A 14342-nucleotide genomic window follows, 5' to 3' on the forward strand; every position below is an offset into this window, starting at 1 on the left:
GAGAATGAGTTCCGACATGCCGGACGCCGGAGCGCCACCGGCCGCCTGCCCCGACCGGCCGTGGCGGGCGCGCCACAGCGCAGCGCCAGCGGCGACCGCCCGGAGCGCGCTGCGGCCAGGGCTGCTGGCGCTGGTGCTGGGCATCGCCCTGTGGCTGTCCCTGGCGCCGGGTGCCCGGGCGCAGGACCCTGCCCCGGCACCCAGTGCACAGCAGGTGGCGGCGATGGTCGCGACGCTGGAGGATCCCGCCCAGCGACAGAAGCTGATCGAACAGCTGAAGCTGCTGGTGGCGGCGGAGCAGGCGGCAGCACCGGCGTCGCCGCAGGTGGACCTGGTCGAGGATTTCCTGACGCGGCGCTGGCTGGGCCTGCGTCAGGGGGTGGAGGAACTGGCCGGGGCGTTCCGCGACCTGCCCAGCCTGGGCGCCTGGTTCGAGCGCCTGGGCAACGATCCCGCGGCGCTGCGCGAACTGGCGGAACTGGTGCAGATGACGGCCATCGTCCTGGCGGTCGCCTTCATCGCCTTCTGGATCGCCGGGCGGGTGATGCGGCCGGTGCAGCGGCCGCTGGACCAGCGCCTGGCCACGACGCTGGGCGGCCGCCTGGCGTTGAGCGGGGCGTCGCTGATCCTGCACCTGGTGCCCGTCGCGGTGTTCCTGGCCGTGGGCCTGGCGGCGAGCAGCGTGCTGGACATGACCAATGGTGCGCGGGCCATGGTCCGCGCCGTGGTGTCGGGCGCGACCCTGGTCGAGCTGGCGGTGGCGGCGACGGTGCTGCTGTTCGCACCCGACGCGCCAGGGCGACGCCTGGTTCCGGTGTCGGATGAGACCGCCTATTACCTGAAGGTCTGGGTCCGGCGTCTGAGCCGGGTTGCGATCTATGGCTATTTCGCGACCGTGGCGCTGGCGCAGGTCGGCCTGCCGGCCCGGGCAGCCCTGGCCCTGCTCAAGATCGTGGGCCTGGTGTTCACGGCGCTGCTGGTCGTCTTTGTCCTGCAGAACCGCAAGGGGGTTGCCGACTGGCTGGCCCGCCCGCGCGCCAGCACGGCCAGCGCCGCGACGCAGGCCCAGGTCTCGGCCGCGCGGCGCCGGCTGGCCGACGCCTGGCACATCCTGGCCGTGATCTGGGTCGTGGCGATGTATGGCATCTGGCTGCTGGACGTGGATGGTGGCTTCGCGCTGATCTTCCGCGGCAGCGTCCTGTCGGTGCTGATCCTGGTCCTGGCGCGGGTGGCCACCTATGGCCTGGGCATCCTGATCCGGCGCGGCCTGTCGATGCCCAGCGACGTCACGCAGCGCCTGCCGGCGCTGGAGAACCGGGCCAATCGCTACCTGTCAGTCCTGGCGCGGGGCGCCGGCATCCTGATCTGGGTCCTGGCTTTGCTGCTGGTCCTGGCGGCCTGGGGCGTCGACAGCTTTGCCTGGGCGGAGTCACAGGCGGGGCAGACGGTGCTGTCGGCCATCGGCAAGATCGTGCTGACCGTGCTGGTCGCCCTGGTCATCTGGGAAGTCTCGCGCACCGCGATCGAGCGGGCCCTGCACCCGGGCAACGGCTCGATCGAGCGCTCGGCCCGGCTGCGGACACTGCTGCCGCTGATGCGCAATGTGGTGTGGGTCGTGCTGGTGGCCCTGGTGCTGCTGACCGTGCTGTCGCAGATGGGTGTCGACACGGCCCCGCTTCTGGCCAGCGCCGGGGTCGTCGGCCTGGCCGTCGGCTTTGGCGCGCAGACGCTGGTCAAGGACATCATAACCGGCCTGTTCATGCTGCTGGAGGACACGGTGTCGATCGGCGACGTGGTGACGGTGGGCGGCCTGACGGGCACGGTCGAGGGCCTGACGCTGCGCACGATCCGCCTGCGCAATGCCTCGGGCGCGGTCTATACGATCCCGTTCAGCAACGTGACTTCGATCGAGAACAAGACCCGCGACTATGCCTATGCCGACATGGACGTGGCGGTGTCCTATGACACCGACCTGCGCCAGGCGATGGAAGCGATGCGCCTGGCCTATGACGACCTGAAGGACGCCCAAGCGCAGGACATCCTGGAGCCGCTGGAAATCCAGGGCGTGGAGACCATCACCGGGGGCCTGGTCACCATCCGCCTGCGCATCAAGACGCGGCCCGGGCGGCAATGGGCGGTCGGGCGCACCTATCGCCAGGGGCTGAAGGCGCGCTGCGACACGATGGGCATCGGCCTGGGCGTTCCCTATGCCCGCCCGGCCAAGGATCCGCCCTGGCTGGACGCGCTGACCGACGGCACCGCCTGAACAGCGCGGACCGGGCAACTTCCGAATCGCGGCCGGGCATGCTTCCCTGTCACGATCCGGTACGCTAAAGCGTGCAGGCTTCGCATGCCGGTCCACCTGCATCGCCAGGATGCGGGATGGACAGGGCACACGAGATTGTCGCGTCTGGAGGCAAGAGAGGGTCCGTGAACGTCATCAGGTTCGTCACGCGTCGGCTGTTCATCGTGCTGTGCCTGATGGCGGCAGCCCCGGCCATGGCCGCGGACACGCCCACGGCACAGGCCATTACCGGGTTCCATGGCGCGCTGACCGTCGCCATGCAGCAGAGCGAGAAGCTGAAGTTCGAAGGCCGCACCGCCGTTATCCAGGCGGCGGTGGAGCGCACCTTCGACATTCCCGCGATCACCCGCCGCGTCGTCGGCTCCGCCTGGCGGCAGATGTCGGACGAGGACAAGGCCAAGGTGGGCCAGGCCTTCACCCGCCTGGCCGCGGCCACCCTGGCCAGCCAGTTCAAGAGCTATTCCGGCGACACGTTCGAGACGGGCGAGGCCGTGCCCCAGGCCGACAACCGGGTGCTGCAGCGCAGCCGCCTGGTCTTCGTCGACGGCTCCACCCCCGTCAATTTCGACTATGTGATGCACGAGGCCGGCGGCAGCTGGCGCGTCGTCGACATCTTCCTGGACGGCCGCGTGAGCGAGGTCGAGCGCCGGCGCGAGGAGTTCATCTCGATCCTGCGGGCCGGCGGCGTTCCCGCCCTGCTGGACGCGATCGACCGCAAGGTCGCCTCCCTGAGCCGGACCTAGCCATGCCTGCGGACGGCGGGGACGCTTCGGCCCTGCCGTCCGGCCCCCCGGTGGCCCGCATTGCCGCGCTGGCGACCGCGGTCCCGCCCTACACGCTGGCGCAGGAGGACGTGGCCCAGGCGGCCATCGCCTATTTCGCGCGCCACGCGGCGGAGCTGGAACGGCTGGTGCCGGTCTATGCCAATTCCGCCATCGCCACGCGCCATTCCTGCGTGCCGCTGGACTGGTACAGCGACTCCCACGATTTCCGCGAACGCAACGACCTCTATCTCGATAACGCGGTGGCCCTGCTGGCCCAGGCGGCCCAGCGCGCGCTGGACCAGGCCGGGCTGCAGGCAGGCGATGTGGACGGACTGATCACCGTCTCGTCCACCGGCATCGCGACCCCGGCCCTGGACGCCCGCCTGATGGCGCGGCTGCCCCTCCGCCGCGATGTGGAGCGGCTGCCGGTCTTTGGCCTGGGCTGTGCCGGCGGCGTCCTGGGCCTGGCGCGCGCGGCGCAGATGGCGCGCGCCGCGCCGGCCAAGCGCTACCTGCTGCTGGTCGTGGAATTGTGCGGCCTGACCTTCCGCGTGGGCGACCGGTCCAAGAGCAACATCATCGCAACCGCCCTGTTCGGCGACGGCGCCGCCGCCGCCATCGTGACCTGTGCCGCGGATCGCGGGCCTGCGGTGCGCGACTGGGCCGAGCACACCTTTCCCGACAGCCTGGACGTGATGGGCTGGGACGTCGGCAATGACGGGCTGAAGGTGATCTTCAGCAAGGAAATCCCAGGCCTGGTCGAGCGCGACGTGCGCGCCCTGGCGCTGGAGTTCCTGGCGCGGCACGGCCTGGGCCTGGGCGAGGTCGCCGGCTTTGTCTGCCATCCCGGCGGGGCCAAGGTCCTGGCCGCGCTGGAGACCGCCTTCGACCTGGCGCCTGGTGGCCTGGACCTGGCGCGCAAGGTCCTGCGCGAGCATGGCAACATGTCGGCCCCCACTGTCCTGTTCGTGCTGCGCGAGGCACTGGACGCCGGTGCGGCCGGCCCGCACCTGATGACGGCGCTGGGGCCCGGCTTCTCTGCCGCGCTGGCGCTGCTCGACCTCGACTGACGGCGCGATGGCGGTGCTGCCGGTGGTCCTGGCGCTGGTCGCGGCACAGCGCCTGGCGGAGCTGGTCCTGGCGGCACGCAATACCCGGGCCCTGCTGGCGCGCGGCGGGCGCGAGGTGGGTGCCGCCCACTATCCCCTATTCATCGTCCTGCACGGCGCGTGGCTGGCGGCGCTGGCGCTCCTGGTGCCCTGGGATACGCCCCCCAGCTGGCCGTTGCTGGGCCTGCTCGTCGTCCTGCAACTGGGCCGTGCCTGGGTCATTGCCAGCCTGGGCCCGTTCTGGACGACGCGCATCATCACCCTGGACGGCGCGCCGCTGGTCCGCCGCGGGCCCTATCGCCTGGTCCGCCATCCCAACTACCTGGTCGTCTCGGCCGAGATCGTGACCCTGCCCCTGGCCTTTGGCGCCGGCTGGATCGCCGTCGCCTTCGCCGCCCTGAACGCGGTCCTGGTCGCCTGGCGGATCAGTGTGGAGGAAGCGGCCCTGGCGCCCCGCTCGGCCCGCCCGGGGACAATGGCGGGATCGGCCGGCCCCTGACCAGCAGGACCAGCAGCACGCCCAGCACGGCAAAGGCGGCCAGGGCCGCCCAGGCATGATTGATCGCCTCGACCAGGGCGGCGCGCTCGACCAGGGGGCGGATCGCGTCCTGCGTCGCCTGGTCGACCGGCCCCAGCGGCACGCCTGTGAAACGCGCAGGGTCCAGCCCGACCGCCACGGCCGTCGCCCGGTCGCCGGCGCGCAGCCGCTCGGCGATCGCCTCGCCCGCGCCATAGGCGGTGCCGTGGATCACCGTGTCGGTCAGGGCGATGCCGACCGCGCCGCCCAGGTTGCGCAGCAGGTTGAACAGCGCGCTGGCATCGGGCACCCCCTCCGGCGCCAGGTGGCCAAGGGCGATGCGGGTCGGCGGCAGCAGGCACAGCATGATGGCGACGCCGCGGATCGCCTGGGGCAGCGCCATCTCCCAGAAGTCGGTCTGCCAGGTCTGGCCACTGCTGAGGCCCAGGCCCAGGGCGAACAGCGCGAAGCCCGCCAGCGCCAGGACGCGGCAGCCCACGACGCGCTCCGCCAGGACGACCAGCGGGGCTGCCACCAGTTGCGCGATGCCGGTCACCAGCATCACCTCGCCGATGCGCAACGGCTCCGCCTCGCGCACGAAGGCCAGGAAGACCGGCATCAGGTAGGTGGCGCCATAGAGGCCCGTCCCCAGCAGGAAGCTGAGCGCGCAGCCCAGCGCGAAGTCGCGGTCGCGCAACTGCCGCAGCACCACGATGGGATCGGGTGCGGCCAGCGTGCGCCACACGAACAGGCCGCCGCAGCCCAGCAGCAGGGCGACCAGGACCAAACTGGCCGGCGTCGTCCAGCCCAGGCGCGGCGCGTCCTTCACCGTCAGTTCCAGGCTGGCCAGCGCCACCACCAGCAGCGCCAGCGCCAGCCAGTCCAGCCGGCGCACCACCTGCCAGTCGGCCGGCACGCGGCGCAGGGCGGTCCAGCCGACAGCCGCCGCCAGCAGGCCGGGGACGACGTTGACCAGGAACAGCCAGTGCCAGCTGAAGGCCTGCGTGATGCTGCCGCCGATATAGGGTCCCAGCGTCGGCGCCAGCACGGCCAGCAGGCCAGCGATCGTCGTTGCCAGGGGCTGCGACCGGCCCGGGAAGATCAGGAACACGGCCGAGAAGACCGACGGGATGATGGTCCCTGCAAAGGCGCCCTGGACCGTGCGCCAGGCCAGCAGCGCGGGCAGCGTGTCGCTCAACGCGCAGCCGATGCTGGCGGCAGTGAAGCCAAGGATGGACAGCGTGAACAACCGGGCCATGCCCAGCATGCGGGTCAGCAGCCCGGTCAGCGCGATCGCGACCACCTCCGCGATCAGGTAGACGGTCTGCACCCAGCTGATCCGGTCGGGCGTGGTGCCGACGCCCAGCTGGATCTCCGGCAGGGCGGTCGCCACGATCTGGATGTCCAGCACGGCCATGAACAGGCCGGTGCACATGGCCAGGAAGCCAACCCAGGCGCGCCAGCCCGGCCCGTCCGCCGCCGTGTCCCTCATCGCCAGGCCGGCCGGCGCCCCCTCACCCCGGCGGATTCTCCGGGAATTCGGGCAGGCCCGCCGGGCGGTGCGCCCAGGGTGCGGCCGTGTCGGTCCACACGGTCAGCGCCGGCGTCAGCCAGGAATCGTCGTCCATGCTGCCCGCCTTGACGACCCAGATGGCGGGCATTGCCTCCACGTCGCTGAACAGGGGCGTCCCGCAGTCGGGGCAGAACTTGCGCGTGACGAAGTTGCCGGACTTGGCCTGGGACCGGTAGTTCCGAACCTCTCCCGCGGTGATGTGGAATGCCTCGCGCGGGACCACGACGACCGAGGCCGGCTCCCCGCCGGAAACGTAGCGGCATTCGCGGCAATGGCAGAAGGCGAACATCATCGGCTCCGCATCGACGCGGTAACGGACCTTGCCGCACATGCAGCCGCCGGTGAACGGTGCGACCATCGCGAATCCTTCCCCTGTCCCTGTCGTCATTCCCTTGGCCCCACCTAAGCGCGGCGCGGCCTGCTTGTGCAAGGTCGTCGCGCGGGCGGCCTTGGCCCTCGCCCTGCACGGCGGGGCCGTGTCACCATGCGCGCCGAATGGGCAGGGCGCTGCGGCGGCGCGGGGGGCAAGACGATGGCAGGACGGATCGACGAGCGGCTGCGGGAGTTGGGGATCGAGCTGCCCGTGCCGGCAGCGCCTGCGGCCAACTACGTCCCCTATGTCCTGGTCGAGGGGCAATGCCACATCGCGGGCCAGTTGCCCGTCTCCAACGGCAACCTGGTGTTCAAGGGCAAGGTCGGCTCCGAACTGACGATCGAAGGCGGCTACCGGGCGGCGCGGCTGTGCGCCATCAACCTGCTGGCGCAGCTGCGCGTCGCCTGCGACGGCGACCTGGACCGCGTCGCGCGCGTCGTGAAGCTGGGCGGCTATGTGTTCTGCGGCGACGGCTTCACCGAACATCCGAAGGTCGTCAACGGCGCGTCGGACCTGATGGCGGACGTGTTCGGCGACGCCGGGCGTCATGCCCGCATCGCCGTCGGCTGCCCCTCCCTTCCGCTGGGCGCCGCGGTCGAGGTCGACGGCCTGTTCGAGATCTATTGAGCGCCATGGACTGGCTGACCCGCCGGCCGATCGCCCATCGCGGCCTGCACGGCCGCTGGATCGACGGGGCCCGCCGGCCAGAGAACACCCGCGCCGCGTTCCTGGCGGCAATCCGCCATGGCTATGGCATCGAGCTGGACCTTGTGCTGAGCGGCGACGGCGTCGCCATGGTGTTCCATGACGAGGCCCTGTCCCGCCTGACCGGCCGGCCGGGGCTGGCGGCGGACCATGACGCGGCCACGCTGGGCACGTTTGCCGTCCTGGGCACGGCCGAGACGATCCCGACCCTTGCCCAGGTGGTGCGCCTGGTCGACGGGCGCGCGCCATTGGTGATCGAGATCAAGGGCTGTGGCGCGCTGACCCCCGTCCTGGCGGAGGCAACCGCCCGGGCGCTGCACAAGTACCAGGGGCCGCACTGCATCAAGTCCTTTGATCCGGCCGCGCCCGCCTGGTTCCGCACCCACGCGCCAGCCGTGCCGCGCGGCCTGGTCGCGATGCGCGCCAGCGACTGGGACGAGGGCGAGATCGGGGCCGAGCGCGCGCGCCTGCTGGAACAGCTGGCCGACCTGGACCGGGTCGGCGCGTCGTTCGTGTCCTATGACATCAACGCCCTGCCCAACCGGGCGGTGGCCCAGGCCCGCGCCAGCGGCCGCGCCGTCATCACCTGGACCGTGCGCAACGCCCGCCAGCGCGCCCGCGCCGCGGCTTTTGCCGACAACATCGTGTTCGAGAACTGGCTTCCGTGAAGGCCCTTGCGCCGGCATCCTGCGCGGCGGCCTTCGGCCTGCTCAGGATGACGAGCGTCTGCATCGGGCAGACGCCTCGACGCATGAAAGGGCGACGCTACTGCGTCGCCGCCCCGGTCACCCGCCAGATCACCTTGCCCACGTCGTCGGCGACCAGCAGGGCACCGCGCGTGTCGATCGCCACGCCCACGGGACGGCCCAGCGCCTTGTCGTCGACACGGAAGCCGGTCAGCACGTCGATCGGCTGGCCCGCCGGCCTGCCGCCTGCGAAGGGCACGAAGATCACCTTGTAGCCGCTATGGGGACGCCGGTTCCACGAGCCGTGCTGCCCGACAAAGGCCCCTTCCTGGAACGGGGCGGGCAGCGCCGATCCGGTGCCGAAGGTCAGGCCCAGCGACGCGGTATGGGGCCCCAGGGCGTAGTCGGGCACGATCGCCCGGGCCACCAGGTCGGGGCGCTGCGGCTCCACCCGCGTGTCGACGTTCTGCCCGAAATAGGAATAGGGCCAGCCATAGAAGCCACCGTCCTGGACCGAGGTCATGTAGTCCGGCACCAGGTCGCTGCCGATCTCGTCCCGCTCGTTGACGGCGGTCCACAGGGCGCCGCTCGTCGGCTCCCACGCCATGCCGACCGGATTGCGCAGGCCCGAGGCGAACAGGCGGCTGGTCTTCGCGGCGGGGTCGACCTCCAGGATCGCGGCGCGGTTTTCCTCCACGTCCATGCCGTTCTCGCCCACATTGCTGTTGGAGCCGACGGCCACGTAGAGGCGGCTGCCGTCGGGGGACGCGATCAGCCCCTTGGTCCAGTGGTGGTTGATGCCGGCGGGCAGGTCGACGACCTTTTCAGGCGTCGCCGCAATGGTCGTGGCGCCGGCCTGGTACGGCACGCGGACCAGGGCGTCGGCATTGGCGACATAGAGCATGTCCCCGACCAGCGCCATGCCGAAGGGGGAGGCAAGTCCCGCCAGCAGCGTGCTGCGCGTCTCCGCCACGCCGTCGCCATCGGCGTCGCGCAGCAGGGTGATGCGGTCGGGGCTGCCGCCGCCCGCCCCGGCGACACTCTGGATCAGGCCGGCGATCCACTTGCGGAAGCCGCCGCCTTCGGTCTTTGGCGCGCGCGTTTCCGCCACCAGCACGTCGCCGTTGGGCAGGACCAGAAGCCAGCGCGGATGGGTGAGGCCGGAGGCGAAGGCCGTCACCTGAAGGCCCGGCGCCGCGGTTGGCGCACCGCCCGACCAGCCGACCGCGGTCGCCACGTTCACGGTCGGGAAGAACGAATTCACCGGCGCCGGCAATTGCGGCTGGGGCCCGATGCCGGCCTCGACCGGCAGGGTCGCGACCTCGCTCCGGCTGCCGAAATGGACGATCACGCCCCCGGCGACAAGTCCCAGGACGACGGCACCCAGGACCCATTTCAAGCGATAGCGCGCCATCTGCACCCCCGACCCGTGACCTGAAGCCCAATCAATACGCCCGCCAACGGTTCCTGGACCGCGCTCAGGCGGCAAGGCCCGCCAGTTCATGCGCCAGACGGTCGGGCGCGGAGAAGAACGGCGAATGGCTGGTGTCCAGCGTGACCACGCGATCGCAGGGCAGCGCCGCATGCAGGCTGCGCTGCTTCGTGATGCCGATCGCCTTGTCCGCCGTGCACTCGACATAGGCGCGCGGCACGCGGCCGAAGCGGTCCGGCGTCACCGCCATGGGAACGTTCACCGGCTCCGCCGACTGCGGCACCAGCAGCAGGCGGGCCAGGGCGATATCGGCGTCCGGGCAATCGGCATAGAAGGCGGGCTTCAGGATCTCATAGGCGACCTGGACCGCCGTGCCGTCCTCCGTCGGCAGGATATGACCCGGCAGCAGGTTCTCCGCATCCCCCGCCGCGGCCTCCATCAGGGTCTGGCCCGCCGGCACCAGGAAGGCGCAGAGATAGACCAGACGGGCGATGCGGTCCGGCACCGCCTCGGCCACGGCGCTGATGACAATGCCGCCCATGCTGTGTCCGACCAGCACGACGGGCTCCGCCTCGCCCTCGACCAGGCGGACGATGCTGTCGCGGTACTCGGCCAGCGTCGGGCGCGTCGCCTGGCCCTTGATGCCATGCCCGGGCAGATCGGGTGCCAGCACGCGGTGACCCAGGGCCTCCAGCAGGGGCACAACCTTGTACCAGCACCAGCCGCCATGCCATGCGCCATGAACCAGGACGAACGTCGCCATCACCCCTCCCCTGCGGAACCGGGATCCGGCCTGCCTCGTGCCGTCACCCCGCCCATCCGGACAGTGTTAACACGCAGGCCCCCGGCGGAGTAGGGTGGCCTGTCCCGCATATCGGGACGCTTCACGTTGCGTGGATCATGACCAGCCTGAACCTGCCGCCGCATCTGGGCCTGGCCGCCACGCGCCATGGGCCCATGCTGTTCCTGCGCCAGGACCGCTTCATCGGCGCGTCCCTGGCCCGCTATGGCGAATACTCGCACGGGGAGCTGGCGCTGCTGCTCCGCCTGTTGCGCCCCGGCGACCGGGTGCTGGAGGTGGGGGCGAACATCGGCGCTCTGACCGTCGCCATGGCCCAGGCGGTGGGCGCCGCCGGCCATGTCCTGGCGCTGGAGCCGCAGCGCATCGTGTTCCAGATCCTGTGCGCGAACCTGGCGCTGAATGGCCTGCTCAACACCCAGGCGCTGCCGCTGGCCGCGGGGGCGGAGAGTGGCGTGCTGCACGTGCCCCCGGTCGACTATGGCGCCCGCGGCAATTTCGGCGGCGTCGCCCTTGGCGCCCAGGGCGGCGAGCCAGTCGCGCTGCGGGCGATCGACAGTTTCGACCTGCCGGCGCTGCGCCTGCTGAAGGTCGATGTGGAGGGGATGGAGGCGTCGGTGATCGCCGGCGCCGCCCGCACCATCGCGCGCACGCGACCCTTCCTCTATGTCGAGAACGACCGCCCCGACCGGTCGCCCGCGCTGATCCGTCAGATCCAGGCGCTGGGCTATCGCCTGTGGTGGCACCTGCCGCCGCTCTACAATCCGGCGAACCCACGTGGCGATGCCGAGAACATGTTCGGCAGCACCTTGTCCGTGAACATGCTGGGCGCCCCGGCCGAGATGGACCTGAAGACCGACCTGGTCCCCGTGACCGACCCGGACATGACCTGGCGCGAGGCCCACCAGGCCGCCTGGCTTGCGGGTCAGCCGGCGCGGCGGATGGCGGGCGACGTCGGGAACAGCGCCTCCAGCACCTGACGCGCTGCGGCACCGGGGGCCAGGCGCCCGGCCGCCACCTCCGCCTCAAGCCTTGCCGACAGCGCGCCGACGACAGGATCGTCGGCCAGGCGGTGGCGCACCGCATCCTCCACCTCGCGCCAAAGCCAGCCGCGCGCCTGCTCGGCGCGCAGGCCGGCCAGGCCCTCCGGCCCCAGCGCGGTGCGGAAGGCCTGCGCCGTCTCCCACACCTCGGCGATGCCCTTGCCCGTTCGGGCCGAAGTCAGCAGCACCCGCGCGCCCCAGGCCGTGTACTTGGGACGCATCAGATGCAGCGCTGTCGTCACGTCGGCCGCGGCATGGCGGGCCGGCGTCTCCATGGCGCCATCGGCCTTGTTCACCACGACCAGGTCGGCCAGCTCCATGATGCCGCGCTTGATGCCCTGCAGGTCGTCGCCGCCCGCGGGGCTCAGCAGCACCGTGAACAGGTCGACCATGCCGGCGACCGCAATCTCCGACTGGCCCACGCCCACCGTCTCGACCAGGACGACGTCGAAGCCCGCAGCCTCGCACAGGACCATCGCTTCGCGCGTGCGGCGGGCGACGCCGCCCAGCGTGCCGCCAGAGGGGCTGGGCCTGATGAAGGCGTTCGCCTCACGCGACAGGCGCTCCATGCGCGTCTTGTCGCCCAGGATCGAGCCGCCGGAGCGGCTGGACGACGGATCGACCGCCAGGACCGCGACCTTCAGCCCCTGGCCCGTCAGGAACATGCCAAAGGCTTCGATGAAGGTCGACTTGCCGACACCCGGCGGACCGGACAGGCCGATGCGGATGGCGCCGCCAGCCTTCGGCATCACCTCCGCCAGCAGCGCCTCGGCCTGGAGCCGGTGGTCGGCGCGAGTCGATTCGACCAGCGTGATCGCCCGCGCCAGGGCCCGCCGGTCCCCGGCCACCAAGCCGGGTGCCAGGGGATGGGCGGAGCCGCTCACGCCGCGTTGGCGCGCTTGGCCAGCAGGTCCAGGATCTGGCCGGCCGCGGTCGGGATGTGGGTGCCGGGGCCAAAGATCGCGGACACACCGGCGCGGCGCAGGAAGTCATAGTCCTGGGCCGGGATCACGCCGCCGCAGACGACCAGGATGTCGCCAGCCCCACGGGCCTTCAGCGCCGCGATCAGTTCCGGCACCAGCGTCTTGTGGCCGGCCGCCTGGGACGAGACGCCGATGACGTGGACGTCGTTCTCGACCGCGTCGCGTGCCGCCTCGTCCGGGGTCTGGAACAGGGGGCCGACGTCCACGTCGAAGCCCAGGTCGGCAAAGGCGGTGGCGATCACCTTGGCGCCGCGGTCATGGCCGTCCTGGCCCATCTTGACGACCAGCATGCGGGGGCGACGGCCCTCGACCTTGGCAAAGCTCTCGATCTCGGCCTGGACCTTGGCATAGCCGTCATCGCCCGCGAAGCCGGCGCCATAGACGCCGGAGATCGAGCGGATGGTCGCCGAATGACGGGAGAACACGCGCTCCAGCGCATCGGAGATTTCGCCAACCGTCGCCCGGGCCCGGGCGGCGTTGACCGCCAGTTCCAGCAGGTTGGCATTCCCCTTGGCGCCCTCTTCCAGCGCCTGGATCGCCGCTTCCCAGGCCTTGGCGTCGCGCTTGCCACGCACGGTGTTGAGGCGGGTGACCTGGGCCGCGCGGACGGCGTCGTTGTCGATCTCGCGCACCTCGACCGGGGGCTCGTCCTTCAGGCGGTACTTGTTGACGCCGACGATGACCTCCTCGCCCCGGTCCACGCGGGCCTGGCGGCGGGCGGCGGACTCCTCGATCCGCAGCTTGGGCATGCCGGACTCGACGGCCTTGGTCATGCCGCCCAGCGACTCGACTTCCTGGATCAGCTCCCACGCGGCCTTGGCGAGGGAATGGGTCAGGTGCTCGACATAATAGGAGCCGCCCAGCGGATCGACGACGTGGGTGACGCCCGTCTCCTCCGCCAGGATCAGCTGCGTGTTGCGCGCGATGCGGGCCGAGAACTCGGTCGGCAGCGCGATCGCCTCGTCGAACGAATTGGTGTGCAGGCTCTGCGTGCCGCCCAGGACGGCGGCCATCGCCTCGAACGCGGTGCGCACGACGTTGTTGTAGGGGTCCTGCTCGGTCAGCGACACGCCGCTGGTCTGGCAATGGGTGCGCAGCATCAGCGAGTTCGGCTTCTTGGCCCCGAACTCCTTCATGATGCGGGCCCAGAGCAGGCGGGCGGCGCGCAGCTTGGCCACTTCCATGAAGAAGTTCATGCCGATCGCGAAGAAGAACGACAGGCGGCCGGCGAACTCGTCGACGTCCAGCCCCTGCGCCATCGCGGCGCGGACGTATTCCATGCCGTCCGCCAGGGTAAAGGCCAGTTCCTGGACCTGATTGGCCCCGGCCTCCTGCATGTGATAGCCAGAGATGGAGATCGAGTTGAACTTGGGCATGCGCCGCGCCGTATAGGCGATGATGTCGGCGACGATGCGCATCGACGGCGTCGGCGGGTAGATATAGGTGTTGCGGACCATGAACTCCTTCAGAATGTCGTTCTGAATGGTCCCGGCCAGCTTGGCCTCGTCCACGCCCTGCTCTTCCGCCGCCACGATGTAGCAGGCAAGCGTCGGCAGCACGGCGCCGTTCATGGTCATCGACACCGACATCTTGTCGAGCGGGATCGAGTCGAAGAGGATCTTCATGTCCTCGACGCTGTCGATCGCGACACCCGCCTTGCCCACGTCGCCGACAACGCGGGGATGATCGCTGTCATAGCCGCGATGCGTCGCCAGGTCGAAAGCGACCGACAGGCCCATCTGCCCCGCCGCCAGGTTGCGCTTGTAGAAGGCGTTCGACTCCTCGGCCGTCGAGAAGCCGGCATACTGGCGCACCGTCCAGGGACGGTTCGAATACATCGTCGCGCGCACGCCGCGCGTGAACGGGAAGAAGCCGGGCAGCTGGTCCAGTTCCAGCCCCTCAAGATCGCTCGCGGTATAGAGCGGCTTGACCAGCAGGCCTTCGGGCGTGTGCCAGTCCAGATTGGACAGCGGGGTCTGGCCCAGTTCCTTGGCCGCCAGCTTGCTCCAATCCTCAACCGTCTTCTTCGCGTCGTCCGCCATCGTTCCGTCCC

General features: G+C 70.8%; 13 protein-coding genes. 7 read left to right on the forward strand and 6 right to left on the reverse strand.

What is annotated here, in order from left to right:
• The first annotated feature begins 16 nt into the window (after positions 1 to 16).
• The 4 genes from ACI6GS_RS21950 (at position 17) to ACI6GS_RS21965 (ending at position 4677) form a co-directional block, all read left to right on the forward strand.
• Positions 17 to 2266 (forward strand): mechanosensitive ion channel domain-containing protein, encoded by a 2250-nt coding sequence (locus ACI6GS_RS21950; RefSeq protein ID WP_439815610.1) that lies wholly within the window; start codon positions 17 to 19, stop codon positions 2264 to 2266.
• Between the two features lie 164 nt (positions 2267 to 2430).
• Entirely contained in the window at positions 2431 to 3048 is a 618-nt protein-coding gene (locus ACI6GS_RS21955; RefSeq protein ID WP_439815611.1) for an ABC transporter substrate-binding protein, read from the forward strand.
• 2 nt (positions 3049 to 3050) lie between these two features.
• Positions 3051 to 4139, forward strand: a complete 1089-nt coding sequence (locus tag ACI6GS_RS21960; protein WP_439815612.1) for a type III polyketide synthase — start codon at positions 3051 to 3053, stop codon at positions 4137 to 4139.
• 7 nt (positions 4140 to 4146) lie between these two features.
• Positions 4147 to 4677 (forward strand): isoprenylcysteine carboxyl methyltransferase family protein, encoded by a 531-nt coding sequence (locus tag ACI6GS_RS21965; RefSeq protein ID WP_439815613.1) that lies wholly within the window; start codon positions 4147 to 4149, stop codon positions 4675 to 4677.
• Here ACI6GS_RS21965 and ACI6GS_RS21970 read toward each other — a convergent pair.
• On the reverse strand, positions 4604 to 6187 hold the full coding sequence (locus tag ACI6GS_RS21970; RefSeq protein WP_439815614.1) for a DHA2 family efflux MFS transporter permease subunit: 1584 nt from the start codon (positions 6185 to 6187) through the stop codon (positions 4604 to 4606). The genes ACI6GS_RS21965 and ACI6GS_RS21970 overlap by 74 nt on opposite strands.
• A gap of 22 nt (positions 6188 to 6209) precedes the next feature.
• On the reverse strand, positions 6210 to 6626 hold the full coding sequence (locus tag ACI6GS_RS21975; RefSeq protein WP_439815615.1) for a GFA family protein: 417 nt from the start codon (positions 6624 to 6626) through the stop codon (positions 6210 to 6212).
• Positions 6627 to 6800: 174 nt separating this feature from the next.
• Between ACI6GS_RS21975 and ACI6GS_RS21980 the strand changes: the two genes are divergently transcribed.
• Positions 6801 to 7268, forward strand: coding sequence for a RidA family protein (locus tag ACI6GS_RS21980; RefSeq protein WP_439815616.1), 468 nt, complete (start codon positions 6801 to 6803; stop codon positions 7266 to 7268).
• 5 nt (positions 7269 to 7273) lie between these two features.
• The gene (locus tag ACI6GS_RS21985) at positions 7274 to 8014 is read left to right on the forward strand and encodes a glycerophosphodiester phosphodiesterase family protein (protein WP_439815617.1); all 741 of its coding nucleotides are present in this window, start codon (positions 7274 to 7276) and stop codon (positions 8012 to 8014) included.
• A 97-nt stretch (positions 8015 to 8111) separates the two neighbouring features.
• On the opposite strand, the gene ACI6GS_RS21990 is transcribed toward ACI6GS_RS21985, so the two are convergent.
• Positions 8112 to 9446 (reverse strand): PQQ-dependent sugar dehydrogenase, encoded by a 1335-nt coding sequence (locus ACI6GS_RS21990; RefSeq protein ID WP_439815618.1) that lies wholly within the window; start codon positions 9444 to 9446, stop codon positions 8112 to 8114.
• 64 nt (positions 9447 to 9510) lie between these two features.
• Positions 9511 to 10227 carry an alpha/beta fold hydrolase gene (locus tag ACI6GS_RS21995; RefSeq protein ID WP_439815619.1) on the reverse strand — a complete coding sequence of 239 codons (717 nt, stop codon included), beginning with the start codon at positions 10225 to 10227 and terminating at the stop codon, positions 9511 to 9513.
• Between the two features lie 137 nt (positions 10228 to 10364).
• Between ACI6GS_RS21995 and ACI6GS_RS22000 the strand changes: the two genes are divergently transcribed.
• Positions 10365 to 11243: an FkbM family methyltransferase gene (locus ACI6GS_RS22000; RefSeq protein ID WP_439815620.1), complete on the forward strand. Its 879-nt coding sequence runs from the start codon at positions 10365 to 10367 to the stop codon at positions 11241 to 11243.
• Here ACI6GS_RS22000 and meaB read toward each other — a convergent pair.
• Positions 11189 to 12190 carry a methylmalonyl Co-A mutase-associated GTPase MeaB gene (gene meaB / locus ACI6GS_RS22005; RefSeq protein WP_439815621.1) on the reverse strand — a complete coding sequence of 334 codons (1002 nt, stop codon included), beginning with the start codon at positions 12188 to 12190 and terminating at the stop codon, positions 11189 to 11191. The genes ACI6GS_RS22000 and meaB overlap by 55 nt on opposite strands.
• On the reverse strand, positions 12187 to 14331 hold the full coding sequence (scpA, locus tag ACI6GS_RS22010; RefSeq protein WP_439815622.1) for a methylmalonyl-CoA mutase: 2145 nt from the start codon (positions 14329 to 14331) through the stop codon (positions 12187 to 12189). The genes meaB and scpA overlap by 4 nt, the downstream gene beginning before the upstream one ends.
• Between the last annotated feature and the right edge of the window lie 11 nt (positions 14332 to 14342).

Origin of the sequence: Zavarzinia sp. CC-PAN008 (assembly GCF_051903925.1) — a bacterium.
In the GTDB taxonomy this organism is placed as follows: Bacteria; Pseudomonadota; Alphaproteobacteria; order Zavarziniales; family Zavarziniaceae.